Origin of the sequence: Formosa sp. Hel1_33_131 (assembly GCF_001735745.1) — a bacterium.
Taxonomy (GTDB): Bacteria; Bacteroidota; Bacteroidia; order Flavobacteriales; family Flavobacteriaceae; genus Hel1-33-131.
Window position 1 is genome coordinate 1,170,959 of sequence record NZ_CP017260.1, and the last position, 18,319, is coordinate 1,189,277.

Below are 18,319 nucleotides of genomic sequence, written 5' to 3' on the forward strand. Positions count from 1 at the left end.
TTTGGTTTTTTATTCTTCTCTTAATGCTTCTATTGGTTTGATACTTGTGGCTTTAAATGCAGGGATGAGCCCTATGAGTGTTCCGAGGGTGACAAGGAGCAGTAAGGCTACAAAAACGACGGCTATGGATACGGAGGCGTTTACGAGTGTTGCGTCATCGCCTTGTCCCCATGCACTGTCCGCCGCAATCAACATCCATCCCCCTGAAATAATGCCTAACAATCCTGCTACGAGGGTCAAAAATACAGCTTCTACTACAATTTGGCGTTTGATTTCAAAAGGCGTTGCTCCTAGTGCGCGTCTCACACCAATTTCTTTGGTGCGTTCTTTCACGGTAATTAATAATATATTTCCGATGGCAAACACGCCCGCAATGAGGGTTGCAATGCCCACAAACCATGTTAAAAATTGCATTCCTTTTAAAAACCCAGTGATTTTAGCAAATTCCTTTCCTAGGTTAAAACTTCCAAAAGCACGCTTGTCTTGGGGGTGGACTTTATTCAAATTACGCAATAGCAATTTAGCATCTTCTTCAATTTGCTTGATGTTATATTCGGGTTTACCTGTAATCATTAGCCACCCAATTGTGTCGCCTTGATTATAAATTTGCTGAAAGGTGGTGAATGGAATGTGAATATCGCTGCTTGGGCCCATATTAGCATTGCTATTTTGTGAGACTCCAATTACTGTAAAATTGATACTATTCATTTGGATATATTGACCAATAGCTTGCTCATCTTTTTCAAACAATTGTTTGTAGATGTCTTCTGAAATAACAGCCACTTTTTTTTTGCCATCAATATCGTTTTGATTGATGAAGCGCCCTTTTAATAATTTCTTCTTTTGTACCTTATCTAGTAGAGGATAATCCCCGTTTATACTATAAGTCCCTGATAAAAAATTACGGACAACCAGTGCTTGGTTTCGATTTCGAGGGACTACAAATTCGATGCCTTCTACGTTTTCTTCTATTTTTTTGGCATGTGACAATTTGAGCTGCACTCTTTTTCCTTCCTGAAATCCTTTGAAAGGTTTGCTTGTACTTTGTCCCCATACAAAAACACTGTTGGTCGCAAAATCGCCAAACGCACGGTTAAACGAATTTTCCATTCCACGGGCAGCTCCCAAAAGGGTGATGAGCAATAAAATACCCCACCAAACACCCACCATAGTGATGCCCGTGCGCAATTTATTTTTGCTCATGCTATCATAGACTTCTTGCCATGTATCTCTATCAAATAAAAATTTAATCATCTAGTCGTCTCTTAGTGCCACTATGGGTTTAATTTTTGATGCTTTTTTTGCGGGTAAATACCCAGCTAAAGTTCCGGCTCCTATAAGTGTAAGCGTCGCTGAAACTACAAGGCTTGTACTCACGGAAGGATTTGTAATAAAATAAGGTTTCAAACTTGGACCCACCCATTCTAAAATTCCAACACCCAACAGCAACCCAAAATAGCCAGCAATGGTGGTTATAAAAATAGATTCAACCAAAATAATAGAAACAATCGATTTTGGGGAAGCGCCTAAGGCTTTTCGGATGCCGATTTCTTTAGAGCGCTCTTTGACAATAAAAATCATAATATTACTAATCCCTACAATGCCTGCAATCAGTGTTCCCATCCCAATAATTAAGATTAGAATCCCCAGAACCGAAGTCATTTGGTTGATGCCTTTATTTTGCATCGCCATATTAAAAATGCGGACCGCGCGCTGGTCGTTAGTGGCGACTAAAAACCGTTCTTTTAATTTTTTCTCTAAATCCAATCCAAAATCAATCGCTTGGTTAAAATCTAGTTCGGGTTTGTAAGTAAGATTAATTTGATCGACATAATCATTATTGCCATAAACTTGCTGGGCTGTCGAGAGCGGCATATACAGCAGTCGTTCTTCGTCATCGCCACCGTCATCTGAAAAAACACCGACAACTTTATAAGGAATCCCGCTTAAATTAATATACTTCCCTAAGGGATCCACTTTTAAAAATAAATCTTCTTTGACCAACTTGCCTATGACGACCACTTTGGTTTTTAGATCCATATCGCGTTGATTGATATAGCGTCCTTGATATACTTTGGTTTTCTCTAAATACTGGTGGTCAGGATGTACGGCGCGTAAGGAATAGTTATTTTTTTCATTTCTAAAGGAGGCGGCCACATTTTTATAAATCCGAGAGGTGATAAACTCTACATCGTCATCAAAATCTGTTTTGATGTATTCATAGTCCTCATTTCTAAACTGTATGCGTCGTCCCGCTTGCATGCCTTTATAGGCCTTGGTTGTTGTTCCTGAGCGGATAAACATGGCATTGGCAGCATCGTCCACAAAGGCTTCTGCAAAGGTGTTGTTTAACCCATTGGCAAGCCCAAATAATATGGTAAATAACAAAATCGCAAAGGTCACCGTAAATCCGGACAACAAACTTCGTGTGCGGTTTTTGTTGATGCTTTGAAAAATTTCGCGCCAAAAATCGATATCAAACATGGGATTCTGCTCTAACTTGGGTTACTTTTTTATCTTCCATAATGACGCCATCTCGCAAACGTACAATGCGTTTGCACATGGCAGCGATATCCTCCTCGTGGGTGACGATTAAAATCGTTTTGCCTTCGTTGTTGAGTTGTTGTAAAAATGCCATGATGTCGTAAGAGGTGGTCGTATCTAGCGCACCTGTGGGTTCATCTGCTAAAAGGAGTTTTGGATCGGAGGCTAAGGCACGGGCAATAGCGACCCGTTGTTTTTGTCCTCCAGACAATTCACTTGGCAAATGCGTTTCCCAATCTAAGAGGCCTACTTTTTCGAGGTGAAAACGTGCTTTTTCCTGACGTTCTTTTCGTTTGAGGCCTTGATAGTACAAAGGCAACGCTACATTTTCAAGGGCATTTTTATAATTAATAAGGTTAAACGATTGAAAAATAAATCCTAAAAATTTATTGCGATAAATCGCGGCTTTCTTTTCTGTCAAATTTTTAATAGGAACTTGATCTAGTATATAGTCTCCTCCATCTGCTTCGTCTAACATGCCTATGATGTTCAGAAGAGTTGATTTCCCAGATCCTGAAGATCCCATAATAGCGACCATCTCGCCCTGTGCTACAGAAAGGTCAATCCCTTTAAGAACATGTAAACTGGAATCCCCAATGGCATAGGATTTATGAAGTTGTTTTATTTCTAACATAATTTGATTTGGTTACTTGATTGAACGAACAATGAATAAATAAGACGTTCAAAGTTACATTTTGTTACATAAAAAGGGTAAAATAAATTGTTAAAAAAAAAGAGGGTCGTTTTAAACAAAAAATTGGCTTTTTTTTAGTTGGGAAACGCATTATTAAAAGAATTGATATTTTTAAATTTCAATAATTTGAAGTATAGTCCAATAAATAAAAAAAAACCACATTTAAGATGTAGATTTCTTAAATAAACCACGAGATTTGTATATATAATTTGTAATATTGAATGGTTTGATCCTTTTTTTAATGGATTCCATACCATTAATTGAACTAAATTCTAATTTATAAATATCTAACCGTTTAATTTTAACTAACTATTAAATTCTGTGGGAAATTTCAAAGAACAAAATAATATAATCTTGAAATCTTTGGGCTATCATATAAGACTGATTCGTCAAGAAAAACAACTACGTCAAAAAACTGTTGCCAAACTCTGTGATATGGATAGTGGAAGTTATTCTAATATCGAGAATGGTAAACGCAACATTACAATCTTAACGTTGTTTAAAATTTCTAAGGTGCTGAAAATCTCAATGACTGAGTTGATGAACTTTGAACTGAAGAAATAGTTCTTATTTAGAGTCTTTCAAATAGCGGTACAAAAAGAATGCTACTCCTCCAATTAAAATATAGGGAATGATCATTAGGTACACAATGCCGTTGTTAACGCCTTTAGCTGTGGCTTGGCCCACTTCGCTCTCTAAAACGGCTCTGCACATTGCACACTGTGCACTTATACTTGCAAATGGCAATATAAAAATCAATATAAGGGTGGCTCGCTTCATGATTTAAATATAGTAAGGGCGGATCATGAGATATACAATTACGCCCGTTACAGCGACGTATAGCCACACTGGGAATGCATAGCGCACTATTTTTTTATGGGATTCAAAGTTTCCAAGACGCGCTCGTACGTAACTGATAAGCACTAAGGGAATCACGATTATTGAAAGAATGATATGGCTAAATAAAATAATATAATAGACATATTTGATGCCACCTTCTCCCAAATATTTTGTGGAATCACTGGTCATGTGATACGCCACATACATTCCTAAAAACAAGAAAGAACAAACAATGGCTGTTTTCATTAAATTTTCATGCAATGCTATTTTTTTATATTTAATGGCAACAAATGCCAATATCAATAAAACAGCTGTAATACCGTTTATAGAAGCATAAATAGGGGGTAAAAATGTAAGCGACTCTACATTCGGTAAACGCACCATAAACAGTAATGCGACTACAACAGGAACGGCTACGGACACAACATTAATCCATAGTTGGTATTTTTTTTCAGCTGATAATGGTGTGTTATTCATTTTCTAGTAATTTTAAAATATCTTCTTTAAGAGCGCTGATGTCTTCGGATTCGCCATCTTCATCAAATTGTTCTGCTTGGCTAATAATTCCTTTGTAATAGATTTTTGGATTTCCAAAAGCATCTGTTCTGGAGCGAATGTACCCTTCTTTATCGATAAGTGCAAAGTTTCCTGAATGTTCAAAGCCTCCATCGGCACCTTCGACCTCAGCAGCATATAGATTAAAACCTGCATTCGCAAGATTGTATATTGCCTCTTTATCGCCGGTCATAAAATGCCAATTGGGATTGGTCACTCCATAATCATCGGCATAGGTTTTTAAAACCGCTTGGGTGTCGTATTCTGGGTTGATAGTAAACGAAGCGATTCCAAAATCGGGACGGTCTGGAAATGTGTTTTGAATGTCCACTAAATTTTTATTCATTTTTGGGCAGATCGTTGGACAGGTTGAAAAGAAAAATTCAACAAGATACACTTTGCCGGCAAAATTGGCATTGGAAATCATGATTCCATCTTGATTGACAAACTGAAAAGGCATCACTTTTTTAGCTTCGCCATTGATGATAAGATACGATAAAGGCGTGGTATCAGAAACGGTCATTTGAACGTCTTTACTACGCCCGTCCGTACTTACGATATCGTTATTTTGAATGCGATCTATAATTTTAGGAACCACAATAATTCCAAAAATTAGAATGATAAACGAAACACCTACGTATGAATAACTAGTTTTTTTCATCTGCTTTTAAATCGTCTGCTCTACGGCTTGTAGAATTAAAATTTCCTTTGCGTTTTTGGCGGTATTCTGTAAACAAAATACGCATATCTTCACTCATTTTGTTTTTAAGGATGGAGACTTCCAAACAATCGTATGAACTCATGCCATACAGAGGTACTTTCTTTTTTATTTGGTTTTTATCACGATCGTCCAAACGTCCTCTTTGATGGCGTTCTCTATCAATAATAAAAACCTCTGATGTTCTTAGGTTTGAATCTAAAACGGTTGAAATTTTGAGCGATTGATGGGCCACTAAAATATCTGAAGGTGTTCCAAATCCAAATTTCCAATACTCTAAGAATTCGTATTGATTGAGTTCTGTTTCTAACTGTTCAACTTGCGCCTTTGCGGATTCAGGAACTAAAATAACAATCTGGAAGCGTTTAAAACCTCTAAACTTATCATAGACCAATTCTTTTAGGTTGAGTGCTAAAATGGCATCTTCCAACGGTGTGTCTCCTAAAAATCCTAATACGGTGAGGTGATTTTCTAATTGTATGGCTTCTCCGTCTTTAGTTACAAAACTAGTGAGCTTTGGAATGTCTTTTTTAATAATATCCAGTGTCTTATAATTGTGTTTTGAAGGGTATAAAAACAACAAAAATAGAACGGGTAAAAAAAACAGTACCGAGAGTACAAACGGTTTTTTGAATTTGGTGATATTCATACTACAAAAATAAAAAAGACGGCTTTAATAAGCCGCCTTTTTAATGTTAATATTTATCTATTTTTTAGAAATCGCGTTTCACATATCCGTTTGTGTACACAGATTCTATATAGCCGCCTTCTTGTAGTAAAATAAACAAGAGGTAGCAAATAAGAAAGATGACGGTCCAAGCGACTAATCTTCGAAGGGATTTTGTTTCATCGCGCATGTGCATAAAGTCCCAAGTAATATAATAGGCTTTGACAATAGTAAGCACTATAAATATTAAATTAAGGCTTTTCATGTATATGAATCCCGAGAATAGGATGTTGCCTAATAACGCTCCAAACCCGCCCTCAAAAGGGGTCATTGACGGAACCATTAAGGAAGCTGGTTTGTAAACCCCTAACACCACTTCTACTGCTGTAATAATGGAAAGTAACAAAAGGACTCCCCATATTTTTTGTGTATTGGACTTAAACTTTATTAAGCCTCTAAAAATTTCTAACTTATGTGCGTGTTCTGCCATTTTAAAAAATATATGCGGTTAAACTAGGTAGAAGAATGTAAATACAAATACCCAAACTAAATCTACAAAGTGCCAGTAAAGACCTACTTTTTCTACCATTTCGTAATTTTTACGACGTTCGTAGGTTCCAATAATTACATTAAAAAAGATGATGATATTTATGACAACTCCTGATAATACGTGAAATCCGTGGAAGCCTGTAATGAAGAAAAAGAAATCGGCAAATAAGGGAGTCCCATATTCATTGACCTCCAAATTCGCTCCTTTTACATAGCGTTTTCCATTATTTTTAACTTGCTTTAAAGAGGCTGCTCTAGAGAGTACTGTCTTTTCGCCCTCCTCATTAATTGTTTGTGTTCTTACCAATACATCTGGATGTGACTCTAAACCGTGGAATACATCGCTCACAGAAAAGGCTGGTAAAGCGCCTTCACCTACAAACCAAATCCCATTTTTATTTTCATGTTGTGTACGGTCTGTATGAGATGCGGTTGTGAAATCTTCGACTGCAATGCGCTTAAAGACTTCTTCACCATCAATTGTTTTATAGGTCCCAAACTGTAGGATATTCCCACCTTTGGTTTGTACAGCTCCATAATCTCCTTGGATAAATGTTGCCCATTCCCATGCTTGCGAGCCTACAAAAATAGCCCCTCCAATAATGGTAAAAAACATATACCAGATGACTTTGTTTTTTTTCATTTCATGTCCTGCATCTACGGCGAGTACCATGGTCACAGATGACATAATCAACACAAAGGTCATGAAAGCAACATAAATCATTGGAAGTTCTTGCCCGTGCAAAAAGGGAACGTGTGTAAAGACTTCATCGGCAATTGGCCAATAGTCAATAAACTTAAATCTTGAAAATCCATAGGCTGCTAAAAAGCCTGAAAAGGTTAATGCATCGGAAACGATGAAAAACCACATCATCATTTTACCATAACTTGACTTGAGGGGTTGATTCCCTCCGCCCCAAGTTTTTCCTTCTGTTCCGGTGCTAACTACTGTAGAGTCCATAACTGCAATTTATTTTGAGTTGTGCAAAAATAAGAATTTTATTTAGTTAAAGAAATATAAAAAGAAAAAGAGATATAACCATAAGATATCTACAAAATGCCAAAATGTAGAAGCAAGGTCAAATCCAAGAGTGTTTTCCGATGAATATTTTTTATTTAATTGATTGATAATAACCACAATGAGACATACAAGCCCTGCTAGAACATGCACGATATGAACCACCGCAATTACATATATATAGGACATTGTAATATTACTGGTAGGGCCTGTGAAATTATACCCTGAATCGATGATTTGATTGAATCCTAAAATCTGAGAATAGATAAATGCAATTCCAAGAACTAACACGCCTATAAGAAGGGATGTGGTGGTCGTTGCCTGATTCTTTTTTAGGGTTTGCTTCGCGGCATATAAAAGAATACTGCTCAAAAGAATTATTAAGGTACTGTATATAAATGAGTTTGGCAGTACAAAATCGGAGAGCCAATCTTCTCGTGAGCTACTCACAATAAAAGCACTTGTGAGGCCTGCAAAAGACATGATTAAGGAGACGATCCCAAACCATAACATCATTTTTTTTGCGCGCTTTTGTTTTACCTGGGTAGTACCTTGCGTTAAATCCATAGTCTGATAAATTTATCTGAAACGTAAATAATTTGAATTAAAGTAATATAAACAACACTCGACAACATCAGTTGGCGTGCGGCTTTATCGGTTAGATTTTTAAACAGTCTAAATCCGTAGTATAAAAACCAAAAACCGGCTGCAAGTGTTAGAATCATGGCGACAACAGAGAGCTGTAGTCTGCCTGTAAAACCAAACACAGGTACAATCGAAATAAGAATCGTCCAAGCGGTATATATAATGGCTTGAAGTGCAGTGCCTTTGTCGCGTTTTCCTGTTGGTAACATATTAAAGCCTGCTTTCTGATAGTCTTCATGTAGAAACCAACCGATGGCCCAAAAGTGTGGGAATTGCCAAAAAAATTGAAGCATAAATAAGACACCTGCCTCAATTCCGAATTTTCCAGTGGCAGCCACCCATCCCAACATAAAAGGAATCGCTCCGGGAATGGCTCCCACAAAAACGGAGAGTGGAGTTTTTGTTTTTAAAGGGGTGTATGCACTCGTGTATAAACATATTGAAATGGCACCAAACATGGCGGTACGCTCGTTGATACTGTATAAAATAGACAGTCCTGCAACAGTCAAAATAATTGCTAGGATAAAGGCGTAAGTCACCGTCATTCTTCCGGCGGGGATGGGTCTGTTTTTGGTGCGGTCCATGAGCACATCTAAGTCGCGCTCTATAATTTGATTGAACACATTAGAAGCGCCTACCATAAAATACCCTCCAATAGCTAAGAGAACTAAAGTCTGAAAATCAACGACATCGGCTGCTAATAAATAACCTGCTAAGGATGAAAATACGACGCTAATAGACAAGCCCATTTTGGTGACTGCCTTAAAATCGGCTAGGAATGTTGTTGCTTTAGATGTTGTGTAAGTGTGGTTCGACATAAAGGTGAAATTTCTTCACATTTTAGCTGCAAAGATACTTCTAAAATCTATTTTAGCCACGTAAATTTTGGAAATAAACACCCCTAACTGAACCTTGTTTTATTTAGTTATAAAATAAACCGATAGGTAGCTTTTAGTAAGAAAATATTCTGAGGGCGTTGGTCTAAAATACCCGTTTGAAATCCTTCAAATAAACCATTCGACGATTCAATACTGCTTGCAACTCCTTGTGCCCATACCAAAAATAGTTCGGACCCTGGGATGTATTCCCATCTTAAAACCAAATTAGAGTTGAATTGAACATACGAAAAATCGGGGTTTTCAAAACTATAATCCATGGTACCGTCTAAATTTTCATCTACCTGAAAATCATCTCCATTAATGCTGATTTGATTGGCGTCATAATTCTGAAAACGGTCCTTCAACTGGTCTGCTACTGGATTTGTCACATATTTAAAATCCGTATAGCGGCCACGTGAAATAAAAGGTTGTCCATAATATTGAATCGATAAATTAGGGTTGATGGTGTAATCAAACCGCACCGAGGCTGTGAGTGTATGATTGTCAATCGTTCCCAATACATACCTTGTACTTTCATCTGGCTGTGTCACATATTGTGTTTTACTTTTGGAGATGCTATATTCTGGAGCCAATGAAATATTGAGCGCATTGGTGGGTTGGTAGCTTAACCTAGATTCAAACTTTAATAACGAAAAATTGTCTTCTTTGGCTTGAGAATGAATGATCCCAACAACGCCGTTAAATTTTTTCCGTTGGTCAGAACCCACAAAAAAGAATTGAAAATTTTCTTGAGAAAACCGCCAACGCGGCCCGCCTCTTAAAACACTGTTTGAAAAAATACGAGGTTTATGAGCCGCCCCAAAATCGATACCCCAGTTGTTGATGAAGCTCGCAGAACCTTTTATCTCATACTGCATTCTATTGTAGTTCCCCTCAAAATCATGGGAGGAAAACTGATTAAAACGCATGTTAAAGTCTCGAAAAATACCTGTAGGTTTTATACTTCTGTATCTTAAGTTAGTATATTGAATCATCTCATCTGCACTTCTCAAAAAACCAATGTCATTCAATTCGAGTTCAGGAGAGACCCATTTAAATCCCGCGTTATAATTCCAATGTTGCCCCCCTACTTTTCCAAATCCAAAACGGCCTCCAGTTCCTGTGAGTGAGGTACGGTTTGGATCAACTTTAAGATGACTTGCATCCACTCTATTGAAAAGATGCGTTAAATTTTCTTGGGTCAGTTTAATGGCTTCTTTACTTCCTTGCACATGACTCATGACAATATTAGCTTCCATAAAATAGGCCCTATTTTTCCATTGGTGTTTAAAATCTAAACCCCCAGAATAGGCTGATTTTCTGAGATCAGAAACTTGTGAAGTCAAGGAGCGATTGGTGGCTGTAAACATACCACCGAGGAAGGTGTTTTTTTTATTAAAATCTTTTTGAACCCGCCCGACAAAATAATTAGTAAACGGCTCAGCTAGCGATTCGGAGGTGTTGCCATTGGTACTGATCTCTGTGAATTCTTTTGAGGTCATACTTTCCAATACACCTATAGACCAGCCATTTTTGGTTTTTCCACTAAATTTTGCAGCCCCCAAAATCTTTGTATTTTGAGGTTGATTCACAAAAGCCTCGTCAGCCGTATCTGGGTACACTTGTGGAGTACGACCAATTCGTCTAGAAAAAAATAAATTGTTCCGATTGTCTGCGAATCGGTAATCAAAAATATTTTTATTTTCCACAAAAAAAGGGCGTTGGTCTCTATTAAATATCTCAAAGCCATCCAAGTTGATCGCTGCAGGATCGGCTTCTACCTGTCCAAAATCGGGGTTGATGGTCACGTCAAGGGTCAAATCGTTCGTAATGCCAATTTTTGCATCAAGGCCTGCATTCAAATTAAAATCATTGCCATCGGCATAAGGGTTGCCTGCTTCGGCTTCATAACTGTCTAATAACGTGACTATAAAAGGTTGTATTTCGATTTGTTTTTGGGGCTTGATATTCTTCAAGCCTTGTAATTCCCCGGCTTCACTGACCCAACCCGCTGCACCAACAGGGATTCGATTCCATGCGGAAAATTCATTATTTTTAAAATAATTTCGAGCGACATTCAAACCCCAAACCTGATTCTGATCGTTACTAAAACGTAGTTGGCTTAACGGAATTTTCATTTCAGCGGACCACCCTTCATCGTCAATTAGGGCTTTGGTACTCCATATAGGATTCCAACTCTCATCAATATTGTCGCCATTATCCGTGATAAATTCATCGCCTCGTACACCAGCCGCTGTGACTGTAAACAGAAAGCCGGTTCGTAAATCGTGGTAACTATCTATAAGGACATTGATCCGGTCTCCCACAAATCCATCCCGTCGCGAAAGGCGGTTGGTGATTGTTTCGGGTTCTGGATCCAATGCTTTTAAAGCGATGTAAAGGTGTTTTTGATCGTAGAGTATTTTAAATTTGGTTTGCACAGAGGGTTCTGTGTTTTCATCGGGGTTGACTTCGATAAAATCACTCCCCCATTCTACGGATGCCCATATTGAATCGTCGAGATTTCCATCAATTGAGGGTGCATTAGCGGACTCAATTTCAAGGGTTGTGTATTTTTTTGAAGGAGCCTTTGATTCTTCTTGCGCTGTAAGTGTACAGAAACCTATACAAAAGAGACAACATAGGAACTTAAAAAAATTCATAGCGTAAGAATTACAGGTTCTTGAAGTACAAATATTAAAAATGAAATTTATAAACCTATAAAATTATTTGTTAAACTTTATTTCAATCAGGGTAAATACGATAACTTATCATCAAAACGTCCATAGCAAATCCATTGAAAATCAAACTCAAAATAAACTCAAAATAGATTTTGTTAATAACAATTTATAATTGTAGATTTGCAAACTCTTTTTTAAGGGAGGAATGTTTAATAAGAAAAAAAAATTAGTGTGGATACATTAAGCTACAAAACAATATCGGCCAACAAAGCTACTGTGAACAAGCAGTGGGTTTTGATAGATGCTGAAGGAGAAACGTTAGGACGTTTAGCTTCTAAAGTTGCAATACTTTTAAGAGGTAAGCATAAAACTAACTTTACACCACACGTTGACTGTGGAGATAACGTCATTGTTATCAATTCAGAAAAAATAATTCTATCTGGAAACAAATGGACTGAAAAGACTTACATCCGTCATACAGGTTATCCAGGAGGTCAAAGATCACTAACTGCAACTGAGATGTTTGCTAAAGATCCAACAAGGTTAGTTGAAAAATCAGTTAAAGGAATGCTGCCTAAAAACAAATTAGGTGCTGCATTATTCCGTAATCTAAACGTTGTGGCTGGAACTGCGCATTCTCACGAAGCTCAAAAACCAAAAGCAATCAATTTAAACGAAGTTAACTAATGGAGGTTATTCACAAAATTGGTCGTAGAAAAACGGCCGTAGCACGTATTTATCTTGTTCCTGGAAAAGGATCAATTACCGTGAACAAAAAAGATGTTAAGGATTATTTTCCATCAGCAACTTTACAGTACAAAATCAACCAACCTTTTGCATTGACTGACAATGAAGGAAGCTTCGATGTTAAAGTAAATGTTTTTGGAGGTGGTATTACAGGTCAAGCAGAAGCAATTCGTTTAGCTTTATCTCGTGCAATGTGCGAATTAGATGAAGAAAACAGAGGTGTTCTGAAACCAGAAGGCTTATTGACAAGAGATCCAAGAATGGTTGAGCGTAAAAAATTCGGACAGAAAAAAGCGCGTAAAAAATTCCAATTCTCTAAACGTTAATATTTATTATTTAAACCAGTTATTGTTGTCTATGGTGGGCCAACTACCAAGACTTAGTTTAGCATCTAAATGTTTAAGGCTTTAAAAACATAAGCCAGTCAAGCATTGCTAATTCAACAGAACGTAAACTATTACAAAATGGCATTAGTAGAAGTAAAAGAATTATTAGACAGTGGTGTACACTTCGGTCACCTTACAAGAAAATGGGATCCAAACATGGCTCCTTACATTTATATGGAGCGTAATGGTATTCATATCATTAACCTGTATAAAACAGCTGCAAAACTTGAAGAAGCTTCTGAAGCTTTAGCGAAAATTGCAATCTCAGGTCGTAAAATATTATTTGTTGCGACCAAAAAACAAGCAAAAGATATCGTCTCTGAAAAAGCAGGAAGCGTCAACATGCCTTACATTACTGAAAGATGGCCTGGTGGAATGTTAACTAACTTTGTAACGATCCGTAAAGCTGTTAAGAAAATGGCCACTATTGACCGTATGAAAAAAGACGGTACTTTTTTAACGCTTTCTAAAAAGGAACGTTTACAAGTAGATCGTTTAAGAGCAAAATTAGAAAAGAATTTAGGTTCAATTTCAGATATGACGCGTCTTCCAGGAGCGCTATTTGTAATTGATATCAAACGTGAGCATATCGCGATCAAAGAAGCGCAAAAATTAAACATTCCAATCTTTGCAATGGTGGATACAAATTCTGATCCAAGACAAGTGGATTATGTAATTCCTGCAAATGATGATGCTTCTAAATCTATCGATAAAATTCTTACAAATGTAACCGAGGCGATTGCCGAAGGTTTGGCTGCAAGAAAAGCTGAAAAGGATACTAAAGATGCTGAAAAAGCAGCGGAGGCTCCAAAAGAAGCAAAAACTGAAGCGACAACAGAAACAAAAGCAGATACTGCCGAAGCAAAAGTTGAAGCAAAAGTTGAAAAAACGGAAGCACCTAAAGCTAAAAAGACTGCTGCTGCTCCTAAAACCGCAAAAGCTAAAAAAGTAGCGAAGGCTCCTGAAGCTCCTGTAGTAGAAGAAGTTGCTAAGGAAGAAGAATAACAAACTAATTATAAGTATTAAGCAATAACAAAGTCGTTCAGTTCTTCCCACGGAAAATTTGAACGGCTTTTTTTAAACAATTAAATCATGATAAAAATAACAGCTGCTGAAGTAAATAAATTAAGACAAGCGACAGGCGCAGGAATGATGGACTGTAAAAAAGCCTTGGTTGAAGCTGAAGGCGATTTTGATAAAGCAATTGACAACCTTCGTAAAAAAGGACAAAAAGTAGCCGCTAATAGAGCCGATCGTGACTCTTCTGAAGGGGCTGCTGTTGCAAAAATTAATGCTGACAATACGGTTGGTGTTGCCATCGTTTTAGGGTGTGAAACTGATTTCGTTGGAAAAAACGAGAACTTTTTAGCCTTAGCAAGTCAGTTTGGAGATATCGCACTAAACCACGATACTAAAGAAGCCTTTTTAGCGGCTGATTTTGGTGGCATGACAGTTGCTGAAAAATTAATCGAACAAACAGGTGTGATTGGTGAAAAACTAGACATTAACGCCTTTGATAAAATTGAAGCTGCCTATGTAGGTTCTTATGTACATATCAATAAAATTGCTGCCCTTGTTGGTTTATCTGCGAAAGTAGACAACGCTGACGTTTTGGTAAAAGACGTTGCAATGCAAGTTGCTTCTATGGGTGCTACAACACTTTCTTACAAAGATTTTGACCCAGCATTCATTGCCTCTGAAACAGAAGCTAGAATCGCGGTGATTGAAAAAGATAATATCGAGTTAGGCCGTTTAGGAAAAACGCTTAAAAACATTCCTCAGTACATTTCAATGGCACAATTAACGGCAGACGCGTTGGCACAAGCTGAAGATGCTGCAAAAGCTGAGTTGAAAGCTGAAGGAAAGCCAGAACAAATTTGGGACAAAATTTTACCTGGTAAAATGGAACGTTTCATTTCTGATAATACTTCTTTAGATCAAGAACAATGTTTGTTAGATCAAAACTTTATCAAAGACGATAAGGTAAGAGTTGCAAAATATGTTGAAAGCTATGGCGATGTGTCTATCACTGGTTTTAAACGTGTATCTTTAGGATAACATACTATATATATTTTATTTAAAACCTGTTTGGCTTGCTGAATAGGTTTTTTTTATGCTTAATTTTAAGTAAAAATCAACTTGTATGGTTTTTGTATAGTGAAAAACAAAAATAATGTAGTGAAATACTATATTTTTATGTTTTTAAAATTTATACCAATGAAATTTAACTTTACCCAACTTTCTCTTGTGTTTTTAATTGCTGCACAACTTTCTTTCGCACAACAAATGCCCATCAATTTTTCTGATTCTTCAGAAAATTTTACAACTTTTGGCGGCAGTGGTTTTTCTTTTCATACAGATCCCGATGATTCTGGAAACGATGTGGGGAAATTTTATAATAATGGTGCAACTTGGCAAGGGTTTACGCTTAGTTTAGAAAGACCTATTGATTTAGATTTTCAAAAAACCATTTCACTTTCTTTCTATGGATATGATGCCAATGCACACACCATACTTCTTAAATTAGAAGATGGCGTAAATGCAGATGTTGAGGTAACCCAAAACGTGGCTTCTGGAGGCGGATGGACCACAGGAATTACATTCGATTTTGCAAATGCCGTATTAAGTTCAGATGGTACTACACCAATAAATGCAAGCGGAGCTTACGACCGATTGACCATTTTCATTGATGGAAACGTCACAACAGCAGGAACGTATTTATTGGATGATATTGATGATGGCTCAGTAGAGACCGACCCAAACGCATTGGATGTGATTTATGATACATTGGTTTGGGAAGATAACTTTGACACTCCAGGAGTGGTGAATCCAACGAATTGGCACTACCAAACTCAAGTTATTATACCAGGCATTGGTTGGGCCAATGGCGAGGAGCAGCATTACACCAACCGCATAGATAATTCTTTTGTGGACACTTCAGGAAATCTAAATATCGTTGCAAAAGATGAAATCTGGACGGATCAAGGGTTGACAAAAAACTATACATCAGCACGACTCAACTCAAAGTTTGCGTTTACGTATGGGAGAGTTGATGTCCGCGCAAAACTACCAAGTGATGACGGGACTTGGCCTGCCATTTGGACGCTCGGCAAAAATATTTATGAACAGGGTGCTTTTTGGCATTCTAGTTATGGAACCTGGGACACGCGTTGGCCCTACTGTGGAGAAATAGACATTATGGAGCACGGTTTAGGAGCGTTAAATCATGTGGCTGGTTCACTACACACCCCTTCTAGTAGCGGGGCAACCATAAACACCTCAGGGATTGATATTTCGGACGTAAACGATTGGCATATTTATTCTATGAATTGGTCGCCAGATCAAATTACGTTTTTAGTGGATGGTGCTGGGTTTTACACCTACAACCCTTCAAACAAAAATGACGACACCTGGCCCTTTTACGAAGATCAATTTATATTGCTAAACCTCGCAATGGGAGGGATTTCCGGAACGATCGATTCCAACTTTACACAAGCCTCAATGATTGTCGATTATGTGAAAGTATACCAAGCTGCACCTTTAAGTATTACTGATTTAAATTTAGACAGTACACTCAGTGTGTATCCAAACCCTGCAACGGATACTATTCATATCACGGCTAAAGTCGCCCTCAACAGCTTAGCACTTTATGACGTGTATGGCAAACTGATCCTTAAAAAAGAAAACAACACCAACAGTCTTGATGTAAGTCGTTTAAATTCGGGAATTTACTTTCTGGAAGTGTCTTCCAATACTGAAAAAGTAATTAAGAAAGTGATCGTTAATTAAGTTCCGTTAATTGGGATGCTGTAGTATATTTTTTAGTAATTACTAAATCTGGTAAACATCCACATATTATTTTTATTATAGAATACAATTAGAGTCTATTTATTGTTGTAGAATAAATAAACGTAAAACCCAAAAAACAGATTCCATTCAAAATTGATTAGAATTCCCAAAAACCGCTTTTTGGATTTAAGATATTGCGTATATTTGCACAACGATCGACACCAATTATGACATACAAACGAATATTACTCAAGTTATCTGGAGAAGCCCTAATGGGGAATCGCAATTATGGAATCGATCCCGATCGTTTGTCCGACTACGCGGATCAAATCAAACAAATCACTGAGCAAGGCATTGAAGTAGCCATTGTGATTGGTGGTGGTAATATTTTTAGAGGTGTTGCAGGAGCCAGTAATGGTATGGACCGTGTTCAAGGCGATCACATGGGCATGTTAGCCACCGTGATTAATGGTCTGGCATTGCAAAGTGCGTTGGAAAACGCAGGTGTTCCAACCCGTTTACAGTCCGCCATAAAAATCAACGAAGTTGCAGAGCCTTTTATTCGACGTCGTGCCATGCGCCACTTAGAAAAAGGACGTGTTGTGATTTTTGGTGGCGGTACAGGAAATCCTTATTTCACAACCGATTCAGCCGCAGTACTTCGAGCCATCGAAATTGAAGCCGATGTGATTTTGAAAGGCACCCGAGTGGATGGTATTTACAATACCGATCCCGAAAAAGACAAGACAGCCATTAAATTTAATACCATTAGTTTTGAGGATGTATTGAAAAAAGGACTCAAAGTAATGGACACAACAGCCTTTACATTAAGCCAAGAGAACGACTTACCAATTATTGTTTTTGATATGAATAAACACGGAAACCTTCTAAAGATTGTTTCTGGGGAAGCCATCGGAACGACCGTGAGCTAAATAAACATTTACCATACTTATAAAAAGATTCAACCATGAACGAAGACATAGATTTTATACTGGATAGCACAAAAGAAGCAATGGTAAATGCGTTGAAGCATTTAGAAAAACAATTTGTAAACATCCGCGCAGGAAAAGCAAGTCCCACCATGCTGGGCAGTGTGATGGTCGATTATTATGGCTCTCAAACCCCTTTGGCACAAGTCGCCAACGTGAACACTCCAGACGGACGGACGATTACCGTTCAGCCATGGGAAAAAGCGATGTTACAAGAAATAGAACGTTCCATAATGATTGCCAATTTAGGATTCAATCCGATGAATAATGGCGAAACCATCATAATCAATGTGCCGCCATTGACAGAAGAACGCCGTCGCGAGTTAGCCAAACAAGCAAAATCTGAAGTGGAAGAAGCAAAAATCTCCATCCGTGCTGCAAGAAAAGATGCAAATTCAGAAATTAAAAATACTGAAGATGCTTCTGAAGATCTTCAAAAAAATGCGGAAGTCGATGTACAACAACTCACCGATGCACACGTCAAAAAAGCAGAAGAATTATACGCTGCAAAAGAAATAGAAATCCTCAAAATTTAATCCCTCAAATTTTTAAGGATTGTGATGGAAACTTAAGCGCTCCATACCCTTCCTTTTGATTCATTTTATCTACCTTTGACGCC

The 18,319-nt window shown here is 37.6% G+C and carries 20 protein-coding genes; 8 read left to right on the forward strand and 12 right to left on the reverse strand.

Annotation, left to right across the window (positions count from 1 at the left end):
- Window positions 1–9: 9 nt before the first annotated feature.
- From FORMB_RS05230 to FORMB_RS05240, 3 genes are read right to left on the reverse strand one after another with little or no spacing between them, the layout of a single operon-like run.
- Entirely contained in the window at window positions 10–1,254 is a 1,245-nt protein-coding gene (locus tag FORMB_RS05230; RefSeq protein ID WP_197493500.1) for an ABC transporter permease, read from the reverse strand.
- Window positions 1,255–2,484 carry an ABC transporter permease gene (locus tag FORMB_RS05235; protein WP_069676450.1) on the reverse strand — a complete coding sequence of 410 codons (1,230 nt, stop codon included), beginning with the start codon at window positions 2,482–2,484 and terminating at the stop codon, window positions 1,255–1,257.
- The gene (locus FORMB_RS05240; RefSeq protein ID WP_069676451.1) at window positions 2,477–3,178 is read right to left on the reverse strand and encodes an ABC transporter ATP-binding protein; all 702 of its coding nucleotides are present in this window, start codon (window positions 3,176–3,178) and stop codon (window positions 2,477–2,479) included. Before FORMB_RS05240 ends, FORMB_RS05235 begins: the two co-directional genes overlap by 8 nt.
- A 381-nt stretch (window positions 3,179–3,559) precedes the next feature.
- On the opposite strand from FORMB_RS05240, the gene FORMB_RS13335 reads away from it, so the two are divergent.
- Window positions 3,560–3,802, forward strand: a complete 243-nt coding sequence (locus tag FORMB_RS13335; RefSeq protein ID WP_083243912.1) for a helix-turn-helix domain-containing protein — start codon at window positions 3,560–3,562, stop codon at window positions 3,800–3,802.
- Between the two features lie 3 nt (window positions 3,803–3,805).
- Here the strand turns inward: FORMB_RS13335 and FORMB_RS05250 are convergent, their stop codons facing one another.
- The 9 genes from FORMB_RS05250 to FORMB_RS05290 all read right to left on the reverse strand — a co-directional run bounded on the left by FORMB_RS05250 (window position 3,806) and on the right by FORMB_RS05290 (window position 11,771).
- A complete protein-coding gene (locus FORMB_RS05250; RefSeq protein WP_069676452.1) occupies window positions 3,806–4,018 on the reverse strand; it encodes a hypothetical protein in 213 nt (70 codons plus the stop codon).
- Between the two features lie 3 nt (window positions 4,019–4,021).
- Window positions 4,022–4,555, reverse strand: a complete 534-nt coding sequence (locus tag FORMB_RS05255) for a DUF420 domain-containing protein (RefSeq protein ID WP_069676453.1) — start codon at window positions 4,553–4,555, stop codon at window positions 4,022–4,024.
- Window positions 4,548–5,294 carry an SCO family protein gene (locus FORMB_RS05260; RefSeq protein WP_069676454.1) on the reverse strand — a complete coding sequence of 249 codons (747 nt, stop codon included), beginning with the start codon at window positions 5,292–5,294 and terminating at the stop codon, window positions 4,548–4,550. The genes FORMB_RS05255 and FORMB_RS05260 overlap by 8 nt, the downstream gene beginning before the upstream one ends.
- A complete protein-coding gene (locus FORMB_RS05265) occupies window positions 5,281–6,000 on the reverse strand; it encodes a hypothetical protein (protein ID WP_069676455.1) in 720 nt (239 codons plus the stop codon). Before FORMB_RS05265 ends, FORMB_RS05260 begins: the two co-directional genes overlap by 14 nt.
- 64 nt (window positions 6,001–6,064) lie before the next feature.
- Window positions 6,065–6,508, reverse strand: a complete 444-nt coding sequence (locus tag FORMB_RS05270; RefSeq protein ID WP_069676456.1) for a cytochrome C oxidase subunit IV family protein — start codon at window positions 6,506–6,508, stop codon at window positions 6,065–6,067.
- Between the two features lie 18 nt (window positions 6,509–6,526).
- On the reverse strand, window positions 6,527–7,528 hold the full coding sequence (locus FORMB_RS05275) for a cytochrome c oxidase subunit 3 (protein WP_069676457.1): 1,002 nt from the start codon (window positions 7,526–7,528) through the stop codon (window positions 6,527–6,529).
- 42 nt (window positions 7,529–7,570) lie between these two features.
- Window positions 7,571–8,152, reverse strand: a complete 582-nt coding sequence (locus tag FORMB_RS05280; RefSeq protein ID WP_069676458.1) for a cytochrome c oxidase subunit 3 — start codon at window positions 8,150–8,152, stop codon at window positions 7,571–7,573.
- Complete coding sequence (cyoE, locus tag FORMB_RS05285) at window positions 8,143–9,048, reverse strand: heme o synthase (RefSeq protein WP_069676459.1); 906 nt, start codon at window positions 9,046–9,048, stop codon at window positions 8,143–8,145. Before cyoE ends, FORMB_RS05280 begins: the two co-directional genes overlap by 10 nt.
- Window positions 9,049–9,155: 107 nt before the next feature.
- On the reverse strand, window positions 9,156–11,771 hold the full coding sequence (locus FORMB_RS05290; RefSeq protein ID WP_069676460.1) for a DUF5916 domain-containing protein: 2,616 nt from the start codon (window positions 11,769–11,771) through the stop codon (window positions 9,156–9,158).
- A gap of 249 nt (window positions 11,772–12,020) precedes the next feature.
- Between FORMB_RS05290 and rplM the strand changes: the two genes are divergently transcribed.
- From rplM to frr, 7 genes are all read left to right on the forward strand, one after another.
- Window positions 12,021–12,476 carry a 50S ribosomal protein L13 gene (gene rplM / locus FORMB_RS05295; RefSeq protein WP_069676461.1) on the forward strand — a complete coding sequence of 152 codons (456 nt, stop codon included), beginning with the start codon at window positions 12,021–12,023 and terminating at the stop codon, window positions 12,474–12,476.
- Window positions 12,476–12,862: a 30S ribosomal protein S9 gene (gene rpsI / locus FORMB_RS05300; RefSeq protein WP_069676462.1), complete on the forward strand. Its 387-nt coding sequence runs from the start codon at window positions 12,476–12,478 to the stop codon at window positions 12,860–12,862. Before rplM ends, rpsI begins: the two co-directional genes overlap by 1 nt.
- A 138-nt stretch (window positions 12,863–13,000) precedes the next feature.
- Window positions 13,001–13,927 (forward strand): 30S ribosomal protein S2, encoded by a 927-nt coding sequence (gene rpsB / locus FORMB_RS05305; protein WP_069676463.1) that lies wholly within the window; start codon window positions 13,001–13,003, stop codon window positions 13,925–13,927.
- Between the two features lie 87 nt (window positions 13,928–14,014).
- On the forward strand, window positions 14,015–14,980 hold the full coding sequence (gene tsf / locus FORMB_RS05310) for a translation elongation factor Ts (RefSeq protein ID WP_069676464.1): 966 nt from the start codon (window positions 14,015–14,017) through the stop codon (window positions 14,978–14,980).
- Between the two features lie 159 nt (window positions 14,981–15,139).
- Window positions 15,140–16,711 (forward strand): family 16 glycosylhydrolase, encoded by a 1,572-nt coding sequence (locus FORMB_RS05315; protein WP_069677908.1) that lies wholly within the window; start codon window positions 15,140–15,142, stop codon window positions 16,709–16,711.
- 227 nt (window positions 16,712–16,938) lie between these two features.
- Window positions 16,939–17,643 (forward strand): UMP kinase, encoded by a 705-nt coding sequence (gene pyrH, locus FORMB_RS05320; protein WP_069676465.1) that lies wholly within the window; start codon window positions 16,939–16,941, stop codon window positions 17,641–17,643.
- 35 nt (window positions 17,644–17,678) lie between these two features.
- Window positions 17,679–18,236, forward strand: a complete 558-nt coding sequence (frr, locus tag FORMB_RS05325; protein ID WP_069676466.1) for a ribosome recycling factor — start codon at window positions 17,679–17,681, stop codon at window positions 18,234–18,236.
- Window positions 18,237–18,319 lie beyond the last annotated feature (83 nt).

Coding starts and splice junctions, on each gene's coding strand:
- FORMB_RS05230 (WP_197493500.1), bottom strand. CDS start 1,254: ATGATTAAATTTTTATTTGATAGAGATACATGGCAAGAAGTCTATGAT.
- FORMB_RS05235 (WP_069676450.1), bottom strand. CDS start 2,484: ATGTTTGATATCGATTTTTGGCGCGAAATTTTTCAAAGCATCAACAAA.
- FORMB_RS05240 (WP_069676451.1), bottom strand. CDS start 3,178: ATGTTAGAAATAAAACAACTTCATAAATCCTATGCCATTGGGGATTCC.
- FORMB_RS05250 (WP_069676452.1), bottom strand. CDS start 4,018: ATGAAGCGAGCCACCCTTATATTGATTTTTATATTGCCATTTGCAAGT.
- FORMB_RS05255 (WP_069676453.1), bottom strand. CDS start 4,555: ATGAATAACACACCATTATCAGCTGAAAAAAAATACCAACTATGGATT.
- FORMB_RS05260 (WP_069676454.1), bottom strand. CDS start 5,294: ATGAAAAAAACTAGTTATTCATACGTAGGTGTTTCGTTTATCATTCTA.
- FORMB_RS05265 (WP_069676455.1), bottom strand. CDS start 6,000: ATGAATATCACCAAATTCAAAAAACCGTTTGTACTCTCGGTACTGTTT.
- FORMB_RS05270 (WP_069676456.1), bottom strand. CDS start 6,508: ATGGCAGAACACGCACATAAGTTAGAAATTTTTAGAGGCTTAATAAAG.
- FORMB_RS05275 (WP_069676457.1), bottom strand. CDS start 7,528: ATGGACTCTACAGTAGTTAGCACCGGAACAGAAGGAAAAACTTGGGGC.
- FORMB_RS05280 (WP_069676458.1), bottom strand. CDS start 8,152: ATGGATTTAACGCAAGGTACTACCCAGGTAAAACAAAAGCGCGCAAAA.
- cyoE (WP_069676459.1), bottom strand. CDS start 9,048: ATGTCGAACCACACTTACACAACATCTAAAGCAACAACATTCCTAGCC.
- FORMB_RS05290 (WP_069676460.1), bottom strand. CDS start 11,771: ATGAATTTTTTTAAGTTCCTATGTTGTCTCTTTTGTATAGGTTTCTGT.
- rpsI (WP_069676462.1), top strand. CDS start 12,476: ATGGAGGTTATTCACAAAATTGGTCGTAGAAAAACGGCCGTAGCACGT.
- rpsB (WP_069676463.1), top strand. CDS start 13,001: ATGGCATTAGTAGAAGTAAAAGAATTATTAGACAGTGGTGTACACTTC.
- tsf (WP_069676464.1), top strand. CDS start 14,015: ATGATAAAAATAACAGCTGCTGAAGTAAATAAATTAAGACAAGCGACA.
- FORMB_RS05315 (WP_069677908.1), top strand. CDS start 15,140: ATGAAATTTAACTTTACCCAACTTTCTCTTGTGTTTTTAATTGCTGCA.
- pyrH (WP_069676465.1), top strand. CDS start 16,939: ATGACATACAAACGAATATTACTCAAGTTATCTGGAGAAGCCCTAATG.
- frr (WP_069676466.1), top strand. CDS start 17,679: ATGAACGAAGACATAGATTTTATACTGGATAGCACAAAAGAAGCAATG.